This window comes from Rhodanobacter lindaniclasticus, from assembly GCF_004799035.1.
GTDB lineage: Bacteria > Pseudomonadota > Gammaproteobacteria > Xanthomonadales > Rhodanobacteraceae > Rhodanobacter > Rhodanobacter lindaniclasticus.
On the sequence record NZ_MWIO01000030.1, the window covers coordinates 46,579 to 61,114 of the forward strand.

The following is a 14,536-nucleotide window of genomic DNA, read 5'->3' on the forward strand; positions in this document are numbered from 1 at the left end:
CTCGGTTCATGCCATTCGACGAGGAGAAGCTCATGCAAGTGGTGTCCATCATTTCGACCAAGGGCGGCGTGGGCAAGACCACGACGGCGGCCAACCTGGGCGGCTTCATCGCCGATGCCGGGCTGCGCGTGCTGCTGCTGGACCTGGACGTGCAGCCCACGCTGTCGAGCTACTTCACGCTGGACGTGCGCGCGCCCGGCGGCATCTACGAGATGCTGGCCTTCAACGAGCGGCGCATCGAGCAACTGGTGTCGCGCACCGCGATCGCGGGCCTGGACCTGGTGCTCTCCAACGACGACCGCGGCGAACTGAACACGCTGCTGCTGCACGCTCCGGATGGGCGCCTGCGACTGCGCCATCTGCTTCCCGTCTTCCGCACGCACTACGACTTGCTGCTGATCGACACCCAGGGCGCGCGCAGCGTGCTGCTGGAGATGGCGGTGCTGGCGTCCGACCTGGCGCTGTCGCCGGTGACGCCGGAAATCCTCGCGGCGCGCGAGCTGCGCCGCGGCACCCTGCAACTGATCGAGGACATCGCGCCGTATCGGCACCTGGGCATCGAGCCGCCGCCGCTGCGCCTGATCATCAACCGTGTGCATCCGGTGTCGTCGAACGCGCGGCTGGTCCAGCAGGCGCTGCGACAGGTGTTCCAGGAACAGGCCGGCGTACAGGTGCTGGACACCGACGTGCCGGCCATCGAAGCCTATCCGCGCGCTGCGACACGAGGATTGCCGGTACATCGGGTGGAGTACCGGCAGCCGACTGGGCGCACGGCGCCCGCGGCGCTGGACACCATGCGCACGCTGGCCGGTGAGCTGTTCCCCGCGTGGCGGGAGCGCTTCGCGCTGGTCACCGGCCGCGCCGATGCGGGAGGGGCCGGCCATGGCGAGCGCGCATGAACTGGCGCGCGGCCGTGAACGGCTGCGCGCGCTGATCGAGTTTGCGCTGGGCGAAGGCTGGCGCGTGGTGCGCACGTCCGGCGGGCACCTGAAATTCACGAAACCAGGCTGCGCGTCGATCTACACCAGCTCGACTGCGAGCGACCACTGTGCCGACCGCAATGCCCGCGCGCAGCTTCGCCGCGCCGACCGGCAGGCGCAGGAGAACGGCCGTGGCTGAGCTGACGCCGCAGGACATGGCTGCCAAGCTGCTGGCCACCGGCTTCGAGCGCAGCGGCCCTTCGGCCGCGACCTTGAGCGACCCCATCGCCGACACGCCGATGGTGGTGACGCTGGACCAGTTGCGGCCCTACGACCACGACCCGCGCGTGACGCGCAACCCGGCCTATGCGGAGATCAAGGCGTCCATCCGCGAACGCGGGCTGGACGCGCCCCCCGCGATCACGCGCAGGCCGGGCGAGGTGCACTACATCATTCGCAACGGCGGCAACACGCGGCTCGCGATCCTGCGCGAGTTGTGGAGCGAGACCAAGGAGGAACGCTTCTTCCGCATTGCGTGCCTGTTCCGCCCGTGGCCGGCGCGCGGCGAAATCGTGGCGCTGACCGGGCATCTGGCCGAGAACGAGCTGCGCGGCGGGCTGACCTTCATCGAGCGGGCGTTGGGCATCGAGAAGGCGCGCGAGTTCTACGAGCAGGAAAGCGGCCAGGCGCTGTCGCAGAGCGAACTCGCGCGGCGGCTGACTGCCGACGGCTATCCGGTGCCGCAGTCGCACATCAGCCGCATGAACGATGCGGTGCGCTATCTGCTGCCGGCGATCCCGACGTTGTTGTACGGCGGATTGGGCCGGCATCAGGTGGACCGGCTCGCAGTGCTGCGCAAGGCGTGCGAGCGCACCTGGGAGCGGCGTGCGCTGGGCCGCACCGTGGCCGTGGACTTCGCCACCTTGTTTCAGGACGTGCTGACGCAGTTCGACACACAGCCGGACGACTTCTCGCCGCAGCGGGTGCAGGACGAGCTGGTGGGCCAGATGGCCGAGCTGCTGGAGGCGGACTACGACACCCTGGCGCTGGAGATAAACGACAGCGAAAGCCGCCAGCGTGCGCTGACCAGCGAACCGGCGGCGCCTGTCGTGCCTGCTGCACCGCCCTCGCCGGTCTCCGCGCCTCGGCAGCCACGCGCCTCGTCTGTGCCGCGCGACACCACGCCGGTCGCGCCTCCGGCGCCAGCAGCGACGCCGCCTGCATCGCCCGAAGCACCGGAGGAACAGCACGGGCAACGCGACGAGCGCCTGCAAGGGCACATCGTGACGCCGGCACCGACCACCGAGCGTCTGCAGTCCATCCAACGGATGGTCGCGGACCAGCTCGGCGACAAGCTGCCCGACTTCGAGGCCGATGCGCTGCGTGCGATCCCCGTGCAGGCCGGCGGGCTCTATCCCATCTCGGACGTCTGGTACATCGAGCCGGGGCTGGACGCGCCGGATCGCCTGCGCGTGCACATCGCGCAGTTCGCGCGCGAGATCGCCGGGGATGCGGCGGTAGCCGACCACATCGAGGCCAGCGACGGCGGCATCGGCTTCGTCTGCGTGGCGCCGGCCATGGGTCAGGCGAAAGCGCTGCCGGCGTTCGCGCGGGCGGTGCTCACCCTGCTGCATACGCTGAGTGCGGCGCCGCCCGCCGCGAACGGCTTGGACCGCGCGCGGCTGGCCGACGAGCTGGCGGCGCTGCTGCATGGCCACGGCGGCTCGGCCACACGCCTGAGCGATGCTGCGCTGGTGAAGCTGTTCCGTCTGCTGCGCCTGGCGCGCCGGCTGCTGGATCTGGAAGCCGGCGTAGCGAGCCAGGATTCCTGAGCGCAGGAGGCTCCCGTATGTCGGCACCGCACCCGCTCAACCAGGCCGTGATCGCCCAGGCCCTGCATGACCTGCGCAACGGCCAGTTGCGCCGCTGCAAGGCCATGGGCTTCGGCGAGGAGGAGCTGGATGCGCTGAAGCACCCCGAACTCGTGAGCATGCTGGTGAATGCCACGGTGTCGTGGTGTTCGGTGTCGGTGAACCGGGAGGTATTGAAGCGGCTTCTGAGCCAGGTGCACGACGTGGAGCGGGAGATCGCCACGGTGGACCGCATGCTGCGCCTGGGGGCGAGCACGGAGATGGTCAGCAAGTTCTACGGCCTCACGCATCAGGAAGTGGCGCTGCGCCGTGACATCCTCGGGCTGCCCAAGCGCAAGGGCCGGCATCCGGTGCTCGATGAGGCGCAGGACGTGGCCTTGTGGGAGCGCTGGAAGGCCGGCGTCACCAAGCGCCATATCGCCCTGTCCGACGACATGGCGATGCTGGCGCTGACCATGGACCTGGCCGAGGCGCTGAGCCTGCCGATGTCGGTGGTGTGGGCGGCAATACGAAACTGGATCGACCAGGGGCTGGTGTAGGCCATGAGCACGGGTGGCGTACCACGGCGCGAAGGCCCCGTCGCGCTGTCCGCGCTCTTCGACGAGGCCCTGCAGCACCTGCAGCCGGCGCAGGGAACGGCGCCGGCCGCCGATGGTTTCCTCTACAGCGGCAACCGCCATGAGAGCGTGCCGCGCAGGCTGTTCCTCGACCGACGTCTGACGCCGCTGGAGCGCAACGCCTGGCAGGTGTTCCGCCTGCAGCTCAACGACGACGGCGTGACCGCCTTTCCCACCTACGACCAATTGCGCCCTTACTTGGCCTCGATGCCCTGCGCGGCACAAGCCTCGCACGAGACCGTGGCGCGCGCCCTGACGCTGTTGCGGCTGACACGCTGGCTCAGCCTGGTGCGGCGGCGGCGCGACCCGAAGACCGGCCGCATTCAAGGCAACCTCTACGTGCTGCACGACGAACCGCTGTCGCCCTTCGAGGCGATGCAGCTCGATGCCGACTACCTCGGCCTGGTCAGTCAGGCGCTGACCCATGCCGCCAAGGCGGTACAGATCGTGGGCATGAACACGCTCAAGGAGATTGCCGAAGACCCGCTGCTCAGCGGCCGCACGCTGCCGACCCGCTTGCAGGTGCTGGCGCAGCGCATGGCGCGGCATGGCTGGACGACGCCAGGTTATCCACAGGAGGGTGCCGACCACGAATCCGAAGAAGGCCAGGAAGCCCTGCTTCGGAATGCTGCGCGCCCGTCTTCGGAATCCGAAGCAGGGCCGAAACCCGCGCCGGACGGCTCTCTTCGGATTCCGAAGGAGGACCGTACAGTACGTAATGATCGTATAAATGAAGTACGTACAGTACCGCGCGCGAGGGCCTTGCAGAACCTGCGGCTGCCCGAGCGTTTCCTGCGCTTGAAGGACGAGCAGCAGGCCGGCGCGCTGGTGGCGCTGAAGCAGGTGGACGAGGCGCAGAGGCAGGCCGTTCTCGACGAGTGGTCCGCACGCTGCCACAACAGCGCGGTACGCAACCCGGCCGGCTACCTGTTTGGCATCATCCAGAAGGCGATCCGCGGGGAGTTCAAGGCCTGGGCTGGAGAAAGTGCATCGACGCCGCCAGCGCCCCCGCCACCTGCGCCCTCGTCACCGCCGGCATCCCGTGCGGCTGACCCCGAGGTCGCACGAGCCTACCTGGCTCAGCTCCGAGAAGCCTTGCGTGATCGCTGATGCTGACTATCCCCAGGGGATAGCTGGAACAGACATCTTTCCGCCGCGCTCGATTGTTGCCCGCCGAATGACAGGCGAAACTGTCGCCTGTGAATCAGACGAGGACAGCCACGCACGAGCCCGGCCGACGATGGACATGACAACTTCCCCCGCCACAAACGCACTGCAACCACTACAGCGAGACGTTCAGCGCTTGCTGGGCAGATGCCTGTTGCGCCTTCAACAATACGAGCGCCTCATGAAAGCCATCGTGGCCCACCACGAGATTTCAGGCCCGGCGCATTCGCTGGAGGCCATTCGCGCAGCGCGGATTGAAGATGCCGCGACCAAGACCCTGGGCACGTTGGTCGGACAACTGTTTGGTTCGTATGTCGTCACCGATGGAAATGGCGGCGAGGAACGCGACGACGATCTTCCCGGCGACGTGATTTCCTTTCGCACGCGCGTGCAACTGAGCCTGTCTGCGCAGGACTACGCCAACACCCAAGCCGACCTCAAAGACCTGGTATCGCTGCGCAACACCTTGGTGCACCACTTCATCGATCAGCACGATCTATGGACCGTGGACGGGTGCCGCGCTGCACAGGACGAACTCGGTTCCGCCTACACGCGCATCGATCAATACTTCGAGCAGCTGCGCGGCTGGGCCGAGCACATGGATCAGGCGCGGCGCCTGACAGCGGAATTCGTCCAGTCGGATGTGTTCCACGACCTGGTGGTCAATGGCATCGCGCCGGACGGCACGGTGGACTGGCCGGCCGCCGGCATCGTTCGTGCGCTGCGCGAGGCCGCCGCGCAGTTGGCCGTCGAGGGCTGGACACCCATCGCCGCCGCTGGCCGCTGGATCGCGGACCGGCATCCCGAGCAGCTTCCAGCCAAGTACGGCTGCAGCAGTTGGCGGCAGGTGGTGCACGAGTGCCGCCTGTTCGAGCTTCGCTACCGTGAGGTGGAGGGGCAACGGGCCGCCTGGTACCGACCTCGCGAGGCATAGCCCCGCGACGCGGTCTCACCTCCGCGCGAGCCGCGAACGACTCCGCCGAGCTATCCCCAGGGGATAGCCGGCACACACAGCCTTCCGTGCGGAACAAACCGGGCGCGCATGGGCTGCGGTTTGTTGACTGACGGCCTTCCGGCCGATGCCGATGCTGGCGACTCGCCCCTTCACCGCGAGTCGCTCCCATGGCCAACGAACGCACAGAACCCCTGCAACTGAATCTCGGATCGCTGCGCAGCGCGATGTCGCTGACGCTGCACACGCACCACGCATCGCGCATCTGGCACGGCCGCGCGCCGACCGAGGGGCGCCCCGGCATCATCGGTCTCAACGGCTTCATCGGCGCCATGAACAAGATGAAGCGCGGCGCCGAGCAGGACGACCCGTACTCGGACTGGTGGATGTTGCGGATCGAGGACAAGCTCGCCGACACCAAGACACGCCTGCAGACCCTGCGCGAACAGGTGGATCAGGCCTTGGCCGACGTGCCAGCGGCGCTGTCGCTGGGCGAGAACATGAACGTGCAGCCGGTGAAGCTGCCGCTGTTCGTGAACGCCCAGCTCGGCTTCATGGCGGTGTACCTGCTGGCCGACTACGACGACCTGGCACGCAAACTCATCCTGGCGCATCACACGGCGCTGATCGACCGCAGCACCTTGGAGCGCTGGCTCAATGATGGTGCGCACGCGCTGCGCAGCCTGTTCTCACTGGCCCAGCAGTACCGCTACTCGGGCACGACGCGCGACGACTTCGCGGCGAAGAACGCCGCGGCGCGAGCGGCGCTGGAGAAGTTCGGCGAGCTGCCGCAGGACGTGCTGGAAGGCACGCGCCGCTCGCGCTTTGCGCCACCGATCGCGCGGCGGACGACCAAGCCCGGCACGCCGCCTGCAGCGTCCGCCATCGAGCCCGATACGCCGGCTCCCACGGGTGGCGCAGCCGATGGTGCGGCGGGCAATGAGGGTGCTGGCGCATGACAGCATCGCCCCCCATCAGCCACTCCACGCGCTTCGTGGCGCTGGAACAGGCGGACTTCCAGCGGCTGGAACACGCAGGCTACCTAAAAGGCCTTTTACAGCCCTTTAAGGGTAAGGGGAGTCTGGAGACCTGGGCCAGCCAGTGCGCAGCGCTGCGCGACGACGTGATTGGCCTGGCGCAGCGGCGCGTGCTGCCCCAGGCGCGCGCCTATCCCTTCAGTCTGCTCGACGTGCAACTGGCCCAGCAGGCCACTGGCGCAGGGACGACCTTCCTGCGCTGGCGCAACCTCGACCGTTCCTCCATGGGCGTGGCGTTGTGGGAGGCCCTGCTGGCCAACCCCGCGACGCCGGCCTCGCTGATCGACGAGCTGTACGCGATCGAACTGCAGCGCATCGTGCTGAACATGCAGATCAGCCTGACCCACAGCATCGCTCGCCAAGCCCTGGAATGCGCCAACAAGGCCGCGCAGGCCGAAGCGGCTTACCTGCGGCGCGTCCACGGGCATACCGCGTCCGTTCCACCCACCACCAAGGAGTCACCATGAGCACGCACTTCGTCGGCGAGGGCAACATCGGTTCTGCGCCGGACTACCGCGAATTTCCGAACGGCAACGACGAGCCACGCCGGCTGCTGCGCCTGAACGTCTACTTCGACAACCCGATCCCGAAGAAGGACGGCGAGTACGAAGATCGCGGCGGCTTCTGGGCGCCCGTGGAGCTGTGGCACCGCGACGCCGAGCACTGGAAGACGCTGTACCAGAAAGGTATGCGGGTACTGGTCGAGGGCCGCACCGTGCGCGACGAATGGGAGGACGCCGACGAGAATGAGCGCGTGACGTTCAAGGTCGAGGCGCGGCGCGTGGGCATCCTGCCGTACCGCATCGAGTCGGTGGCGCTCAGCGCCAAGCCGGCCGGCGGACAGTAATTCGCTCATCGCCGTTCCCCCGAGGGCGGCTGTAGCAACCGTCATACGCCCGCGATGCACCAGCGAGCTATCCCCAGGGGATAGCTCCAAGGTCGTCCACGGCGTTCCAGCCGCCCTCCCGAAACGACGCTCTTGCTGTGCCAGCTCCTGCGGTCCATGCGCACCGTTGCGGCAACGGACCGCCTGCCGATCACAAAGCGGTGGCTGCATCAATCGGCTTCCTTGCTGCCGGCATCTCCTGGCCCCGCCAAGCTGACGCCCATCCGATGAACCGCACATTTCCAAGGAGGCTTCATGCGCGTGTTTCTGTGCGAGAAGCCGTCCCAGGGCAAGGACATCGCCCGTGTGCTGGGCGCCGGCCAACGCGGCAATGGCTGCTACAGCGGCGCGGGTGTCGTCGTGACCTGGTGCATCGGTCATCTGGTGGAGGCGGTTCCGCCCGAAGGCTATGGTGAGCAATACAAGCGCTGGGCCATCGAGCAACTGCCTATTCTTCCTGAGCGTTGGCGTGTCGAGCCCAAGGTGGCGACCGCGGCGCAATTCAAGGTCGTGCAGCAGCTCGTCGCCAAGGCGGGCGAGCTGGTGATAGCGACCGACGCCGACCGCGAGGGCGAGATGATCGCCCGCGAGATCATCGACCTGTGCGGCTACCACGGGCCGATTCAGCGCCTGTGGCTGTCGGCGCTTAACGATGCGTCGATCCGCAAAGCGCTGGGTGCGCTCAAGCCGTCCGCCGAGACGCTGCCGCTGTATTTCTCCGCACTCGCCCGATCGCGCGCCGACTGGCTGATTGGGATGAACCTGAGCCGCTTGTTCACACTGCTGGGGCGCCAGGCCGGCTATACCGGCGTGCTGTCGGTGGGGCGCGTGCAGACGCCGACGCTGAAGTTGGTGGTGGATCGTGATCGCGAGATCGCACGTTTCGTCTCAGTGCCGTTCTGGGCGATCGAGGTCACGCTGTCCCATGCCGGCCAATCCTTCATCGCAAGTTGGACGTCGCCGCAGGGTTGTATTGACGATGCTGGCCGTTGCTTGCAACAGCCGGTCGCCCAGCAGGCCGCCGACCGCATGCGCGCCGCCGGCAGCGCCCAGGTGGTGTCGGTCGAGACGGAGCGCATGCGCGAAGGGCCGCCGCTGCCGTTCGACCTGGGCACGCTGCAGGAGGTGTGCTCCAAGCAGTTGGGCCTTGACGTGCAGGAGACGCTGGACATTGCCCAGGCGCTGTACGAGACGCACAAGGCGACAACGTATCCGCGCTCGGATTCGGGCTACCTGCCCGAGAGCATGCTGGCCGAGGTACCGACCGTACTCGACAGCCTGGTCAAGACCGACCCCAGCCTGCGGCCGCTGATCGAGCGCCTGGATCGCCAACAGCGCTCGCGTGCATGGAACGACGGCAAGGTGTCGGCTCACCACGGCATCATCCCGACGCTGGAGCCCGCCAACCTGTCGGCCATGAACGAGAAGGAACTGGCCGTCTACCGACTGATCCGCGCCCATTACCTCGCGCAGTTCCTCCCGCACCATGAGTTCGACCGGACGGTGTCGCAGTTCTCGTGCGGCAGTCAGTCGCTGGCGGCCGTGGGCAAGCAGATCGCCGTCACCGGCTGGCGCGAGGTGCTGGCATCGCCGGCACCGGACGATGCCGATGGCGAGGATGCGCTGCGCAGCCAGATTCTGCCCGCCCTGCATGCGGGCCTGTCCTGCCCGGTCGGGAAGGTAGATCTCAAGGCGCTGAAGACGCTGCCGCCCAAACCCTACACGCAGGGCGAGCTGATCAAGGCCATGAAGACCGTCGCCAAGTTCGTGACCGACCCGCGGCTGAAACAGAAGCTGCGAGATACCACCGGCATCGGCACCGAGGCGACACGCGCCAACATCATCAACGGTCTGATCGGTCGCGGCTACCTGGTCAAGAAAGGCCGCGCCGTCCGCGCTTCCGACGCGGCATTCACGCTCATCGACGCGGTGCCCTCGGCCATCGCCGACCCCGGCACCACGGCGGTGTGGGAGCAGGCGCTCGACATGATCGAGGCCGGCCAGATGGCGCTGGACACCTTCATCGAGAAGCAGTCCGTGTGGGTCGGTCAGCTCGTGCAGCAGTACCGCGGCGCGACGCTCTCGCTCAAGCTGCCGCCGGCGCCGGCCTGCCCGCAGTGCGGCGCACCGATGCAGCAGCGCACGGGCAAGAGCGGCGCGTTTTGGTCCTGTTCGCGCTACCCGGACTGCAAGGGCACGTTGCCGATCGAGTCCCCGACGGGCCGGCGCAGCGCACCGCGCAAGCGGCGCGCTGCCTCCAAGGCGTCCTGATCCTCGCTTCCCCCCTGCCGCGCCGGCCACTTCACTGGCGGCGAGGCAAACGTCCCGCACCGCGCGGGACTCCAAAGCGCGCGTCTCCTTCTGCAACGGTGTGCGCGCCCCGTCTGCCCGCCATCGGGCGACGGGGCGAGAAGGTCATTGCTCCACGAATCGCGCCCGCCGCCATTCCCTTGATCGGTGTGCCTTGCCTCGGCCACGAGGGGCTTCCTGACGCCTTGCCGCCGTGCGAGCCGTGAGGAGGCCCCTTGGGCCGAGGGTATTCCGTGCCGGTGCCCGCCGGCGGAACAACGGGCTCCCTTTGTGTGTGGATGCACGCCAGAGGTTTCCGGCCCCAGCCACGAAACGGGCCGGGTGCGATTGCTGACGCAGCGAACGGCTTTGACGACGGCCTGCGCTGACGCAGCCCACAGGTGGTTTTCCTTCCTCTCCAGCCGAAGGCCCGCGTGGCCTTCGGCGCCCTGGTCCTTGCCTTGTCCCGTGACGCGGGCCTGCCTTAAAGCGGGCCGTCCGCGATTCGGTTTTCCCTGCGACGGCAGCCATGCTTCGCGCCCATCCTCACGCCATGCGTTGCTGACAGTCGTCAGCGGCATGCCCTGGCAGTCTCGGTCTTCAAGACTGCAACGCGGTTCGCCGCGTTGACCGATCCAGTCCGCTTCGCATCGCCCACCGCGGACGCTCGCCGGCCTGGCGACGATGCACTTTTCTCAACCACCCGAGGGGAACTCCATCCTCTACGGGATGCGTGCTCCCCGACCCACCAAGGAGCACGGCATGTCTGAACCTTCTGCATCTTCCTCTGCAACCGCAGTGCGCAGTGGTGCGCTGGCGCTGGCCTGGACCGGCAAGCGTTTGCCGCTACAGGTGCTGCGCAGCGCGGCCGGCCACTACATCGGCACGCAAGACGACGAAGGCCCGGTATCGCGGGAGTCCGTCGAGTATTTCCCGACCCACCTCGCAGCACAGCGCGCCCTGGATACCCATGCCTGGACACAGCGCGCTCACCCCTGATTCCCACCCTTCAAGGAGTTCTCTCATGAATCTGTCTTTACCCGAAGACGTGCTCGATCAGATGGCGCTGGAACAGGCGCACTTCGACGCTGCACCGCAGGCCTTCTTCGAGGCCTGGAAGCGCGGCGCGCAGATCGCCGGCCACGAGTGGTTCGGCGACGGCACACGCGAAGGTCTGCAGCGTGCCACCACCAAGTGGGACCTGCGGCCCAACATGCTGATGCTCAACGACGCCCTGGGCGTGCTGAGCAGCGGTCAACGCATGTTCCTGTCCGCGATGGTGAGCTTCTACAACTCCCGCGAGGGCGGCGCGATGCTCAAGCGTTGCGGCTTCGAGGGGCTGTCCGACTTCGGCGGCCTCGATCTGGAACGGCGCCAGGTCATCGCCGACCTCACGCTGCACTACAACGGCTGGTGAGCCGCGCCTGGCAACCCACCGTCCTTTCATCCCACCCCACGAGGGACATGCGTCCCCGTTCGGGGCCATGTCCCTCCTTCTTTTCGCAGGAGCGGCCATGTCCCGAATCAGCATCTTCCACTGACCTGCACCGCCCGCCACCACGGCCCGACGCCGCGGCCGGTTGACCGGCTGCCACTTCATCCACTCGCTGGGGTTCAATCCCCGGCAGGGGATTGCCTCGGCCATCCTCTGCTGGAGGAATCCCATGTCCCATTCCAACAATCCCTTCGTCCGCGGCTACGATGGCCTGTCCGTGCAACGGCTGCTGGCGATTTCCTACGACGACGACTGCCCGCTGAGCTATCTGCCGCTGCACGTCTCGCAGTCGCACCTGCCGGACAGCCAGGTCGAGCGCCATGCCTGCGTCTTCTGCGACGACTTCGCGCTGATCACCGAGGGCCAGAACGTGCCGCCCGAGCTGGACGCGCAGTGCCCCAGCCACGGCATCGCCCGAAACCTCGTCTACGCCGTCATGGCCGAAGAAGCCGGCAAGCCGCTGCACGTCGGCGACACCTACTCCGAGGAAGCCGCGCGCGAGGTGGTACGCCGCCTGCGCTTCGAGACCGGGTTCTACAGCCGTGCTTGGGAAATCAGTTCGGCGCACATCACCGAGGAGGCCGGCCGCTTCCTCGCCGAACTGGCGGACATCGCCACGCCGAGCGGTTTTCTGTTCGTGGCCTTCCGCATTCCCTACAGCCCGGCGGTCGGCGTGAAGCTGATCGCCACGCCCTGGACGGATGCGAACGTGCAGCAGGTCGAGGGCATCACCGCCGAAGAACTGCGGCAGGAGCACCGGGCCAAGGGCATGCCGGAGTCCCTCGTGGAAGTGTTGCACCTGGCTGCGCTCGCCGACGTTCGCATGTTGGTGTTCGATGCCGGCGCGCCCGTGCTGGACGGACTGACGCTCTACGACGACGAGTAACCCCCTCTTGAGCCCCGTGCGGGGCTCTTCTTTTCCGCGGAACGCGGTGCCGGCGCGTTGCCGATTCCAGGCGGACGGCCGCCGCCATGTGCCGCACGCTGGCCGCATGTTCGCTGGCGTTGCCGGCAGCATGCCCAGGCAGTCGAGACCTTCGAGACTGCGGCGCGGTTCGCCGTGCTGGTTGTTTCGTTCTCCGGGCGCACCCGCGTCCATCCACCTCACCCTCAAGGGACAGACCTCCCTTGCGGGCGGGAGTCCCTTGGTTGCCACAAGGAGTCTCCCCATGGATACCCAAGCCATCCGCGCACAGATGCCGACGCTCGTTGTCGGTCATGTGCCTTCCAACGTCCGTTCGTTCAAGTTCAACATCTTCGACGGCCAGCCCAAGGTTTCGACGCTGGGCTTTCACATTGACCCGAAGCCTTTCGAGGGCAAGGTCATCGCCACCACCGACGAGGCCATCGTCGTCAAGACGGGACGAGCCGAGTTCGCGGTGCTCGATCGAACGCTCGTGACCGAGGTGCCCGACGAGGGCGCCAAGGTGCAGGTCGAACCCTATGTCAGACGCCGCTTCGACGGTCAGCGGGCGGACACGCCCGAGGAGCAGACCGAGTTCACCGCCGACGGCCAGCCCTACACGGTGAAGCGGTTCGTGCTCGGTTCCGCACCGGCGAAGCTGCCGATCCCCGAGCCGCGCTGCCCCGAGCTGCAGGAACTGATCGACCAACTGGAGCAGTTGCCCGCTCCCGACGGCTTCCGGCGCATCACCCACATGCTGGTGGATGCCGGTGCGCGGGACATCACCTGGGTCGATCCGCTGCCCGCCGACATCATCCGCACGCCGCCGGCCATCGGCTTCACCGTCGCCACGATGAAGTTCCAGGGTTGCGTCACCGTGCTGTATGAGCGTGGCCTCGACCTCTACGCGGTGGAGCTGCGCCGCGACGGCGAGCTGATTGAACGGGTCGATGAGGTGTTCTTCGACACCCTCGGCGAGACGCTGGAACGGCTGATCGACGACGGGAGCTGGCGCCGCATCCGAGTGCAGTGCCTGTTGTCGGGTCGCAAGGCTGTCCGGCACTGATCTCCCAGCAGCTTCCCGCCTTCGCGGCGGGAAGCCTCTCTTCCTGCATCCCTGGAGATCACACCCATGACTGTTCGATTCAAAGGCACGGAGCTGCGGCCCGTGCTCGCCGAAGCGGTGGCGAATCAATGCCGCGTCATCCTGGTCAAGGATCAGGGCGTGTACTTCCTGGCCGAGCGCGGCGAGCGCCGACCCGATGGTCGCCAGAAGACCATCGCCTATGCCGCTGGCTGCAACCCGGATGTCGATGCGTTCGATGACTGGTGGGAGCTGGCGCGCGCCGAGTTCGGCGGCGATGACTTTGGCGAGTTCTTCGATCCGAAGGAGGGCGTGTTTGCGTGCATCCTGCACAGCGAGGACGATCTCGACGTGTCCGCCACCGCGACACACCTGTCGCTGCAGGCGGTTCCTTCCGCGCCCAGCGGTAACTGACCGCCCATCCCTGGCCCCCGCTCCGGGGGCCTCTTTCTTCCCGGCAATGCGGACAGCCGCGAGTGCCAATTACCGCTCGCATGCGCGCCGCCCCGGCGCCACGCTTCCGCCCATGTTCCGCTGACGTCCGTCAGCGACATGCCCAGGCAGCCACGATCTTCAAGGCTGCGATGCGGTTCCGACCGCGTTGATCACCCCAGTTCGCACCGGCATCCATGCGCGAACGGCCATCGGTTCTCGATGGCGATGCCACCAAGCTGTTCCATCAACCCACGCGGGGGTTCCACACCTTCCCCGCCTTGGGTCGGGTGTGTCTCCGCCTCATTGTTCTCAGGAGATTCACCATGACCACTTCCACCGAAAAGTCCTACTTCGATCTGCACATCACCGGCCTCGGGTATCTCAATCGCATCCGCGAAGTGAAGCCCAAGAAAGGCGATGCGTTCCTGGCCTGCGACATCGCGGCTCTGAACGGTCCCAGCGATGACGTCTCGTATGTGCGTTTCGACACGCGCGTATCGGGTTCGGAAGCGCAGCACCTGGTGCGCCGCTGCATTCAGGCGGTCGACGCCGAGAAGAAGGTGATGATCGGCTTCCGCCTGGGCGACCTGTGGGCCGACACCTTCACCTACTCCAAGGGCAAGCGTGCCGGCGAGCAGGGGGTGAGCCTCAAGGCCCGCCTGCTGTTCGTCAGTTGGATCAAGGTCGACGGCAAGCTCGTCTACAAGGCCGAACCCAAGCCGACCGAGACCGACGAGCGCGACCCGGAAGTCCCTGTGACGTCCGACGCGCCCGCCGCGCAGCAAGCCTCGGCACCGGAGCCTTCCAAGCCCGACGCCGATGCTGCCGACGACGCTGCCGATGCCCCCGCATTGGCCGTTGCCGAGTCGTTCTGATCCG

General features: G+C 67.2%; 16 protein-coding genes. All 16 read left to right on the plus strand.

Going from position 1 to position 14,536, the window contains the following annotated elements; translation table 11 throughout:
• Positions 1 to 32: 32 nt before the first annotated feature.
• The 16 genes from B1991_RS10880 to B1991_RS10960 all read left to right on the plus strand — a co-directional run bounded on the left by B1991_RS10880 (position 33) and on the right by B1991_RS10960 (position 14,532).
• Positions 33 to 899: a ParA family protein gene (locus B1991_RS10880; RefSeq protein WP_136258750.1), complete on the plus strand. Its 867-nt coding sequence runs from the start codon at positions 33 to 35 to the stop codon at positions 897 to 899.
• Positions 883 to 1,119, plus strand: coding sequence for a type II toxin-antitoxin system HicA family toxin (locus B1991_RS10885; RefSeq protein ID WP_136258751.1), 237 nt, complete (start codon positions 883 to 885; stop codon positions 1,117 to 1,119). Before B1991_RS10880 ends, B1991_RS10885 begins: the two co-directional genes overlap by 17 nt.
• Positions 1,112 to 2,752, plus strand: coding sequence for a ParB family protein (locus B1991_RS10890; RefSeq protein WP_136258752.1), 1,641 nt, complete (start codon positions 1,112 to 1,114; stop codon positions 2,750 to 2,752). The genes B1991_RS10885 and B1991_RS10890 overlap by 8 nt, the downstream gene beginning before the upstream one ends.
• Before the next feature lie 17 nt (positions 2,753 to 2,769).
• Positions 2,770 to 3,330: a DUF2857 domain-containing protein gene (locus tag B1991_RS10895; protein WP_136258753.1), complete on the plus strand. Its 561-nt coding sequence runs from the start codon at positions 2,770 to 2,772 to the stop codon at positions 3,328 to 3,330.
• A 3-nt stretch (positions 3,331 to 3,333) separates the two neighbouring features.
• Positions 3,334 to 4,518 (plus strand): STY4528 family pathogenicity island replication protein, encoded by a 1,185-nt coding sequence (locus B1991_RS10900; RefSeq protein ID WP_136258754.1) that lies wholly within the window; start codon positions 3,334 to 3,336, stop codon positions 4,516 to 4,518.
• Between the two features lie 238 nt (positions 4,519 to 4,756).
• A complete protein-coding gene (locus B1991_RS10905; RefSeq protein ID WP_168709623.1) occupies positions 4,757 to 5,509 on the plus strand; it encodes an OST-HTH/LOTUS domain-containing protein in 753 nt (250 codons plus the stop codon).
• Positions 5,510 to 5,697: 188 nt separating this feature from the next.
• Positions 5,698 to 6,486 carry a PFL_4669 family integrating conjugative element protein gene (locus B1991_RS10910; protein ID WP_136258756.1) on the plus strand — a complete coding sequence of 263 codons (789 nt, stop codon included), beginning with the start codon at positions 5,698 to 5,700 and terminating at the stop codon, positions 6,484 to 6,486.
• Positions 6,483 to 7,031 carry a DUF3158 family protein gene (locus B1991_RS10915; protein WP_004362273.1) on the plus strand — a complete coding sequence of 183 codons (549 nt, stop codon included), beginning with the start codon at positions 6,483 to 6,485 and terminating at the stop codon, positions 7,029 to 7,031. Before B1991_RS10910 ends, B1991_RS10915 begins: the two co-directional genes overlap by 4 nt.
• Positions 7,028 to 7,411, plus strand: a complete 384-nt coding sequence (locus tag B1991_RS10920; protein ID WP_004362284.1) for a single-stranded DNA-binding protein — start codon at positions 7,028 to 7,030, stop codon at positions 7,409 to 7,411. Before B1991_RS10915 ends, B1991_RS10920 begins: the two co-directional genes overlap by 4 nt.
• A gap of 294 nt (positions 7,412 to 7,705) precedes the next feature.
• Positions 7,706 to 9,721 carry a DNA topoisomerase III gene (locus B1991_RS10925; protein ID WP_136258757.1) on the plus strand — a complete coding sequence of 672 codons (2,016 nt, stop codon included), beginning with the start codon at positions 7,706 to 7,708 and terminating at the stop codon, positions 9,719 to 9,721.
• Between the two features lie 780 nt (positions 9,722 to 10,501).
• A complete protein-coding gene (locus tag B1991_RS10935; RefSeq protein ID WP_010792170.1) occupies positions 10,502 to 10,738 on the plus strand; it encodes a hypothetical protein in 237 nt (78 codons plus the stop codon).
• 25 nt (positions 10,739 to 10,763) lie between these two features.
• On the plus strand, positions 10,764 to 11,156 hold the full coding sequence (locus tag B1991_RS10940; protein WP_003141051.1) for a hypothetical protein: 393 nt from the start codon (positions 10,764 to 10,766) through the stop codon (positions 11,154 to 11,156).
• Positions 11,157 to 11,403: 247 nt separating this feature from the next.
• Positions 11,404 to 12,120: a DUF5983 family protein gene (locus tag B1991_RS10945; protein WP_136258759.1), complete on the plus strand. Its 717-nt coding sequence runs from the start codon at positions 11,404 to 11,406 to the stop codon at positions 12,118 to 12,120.
• Positions 12,121 to 12,403: 283 nt separating this feature from the next.
• Entirely contained in the window at positions 12,404 to 13,204 is an 801-nt protein-coding gene (locus B1991_RS10950; RefSeq protein WP_136258760.1) for a GTPase, read from the plus strand.
• Between the two features lie 66 nt (positions 13,205 to 13,270).
• On the plus strand, positions 13,271 to 13,636 hold the full coding sequence (locus B1991_RS10955; RefSeq protein WP_023124353.1) for a DUF3085 domain-containing protein: 366 nt from the start codon (positions 13,271 to 13,273) through the stop codon (positions 13,634 to 13,636).
• Between the two features lie 215 nt (positions 13,637 to 13,851).
• Positions 13,852 to 14,532 carry an STY4534 family ICE replication protein gene (locus B1991_RS10960; protein ID WP_425466675.1) on the plus strand — a complete coding sequence of 227 codons (681 nt, stop codon included), beginning with the start codon at positions 13,852 to 13,854 and terminating at the stop codon, positions 14,530 to 14,532.
• Positions 14,533 to 14,536: the final 4 nt, after the last annotated feature.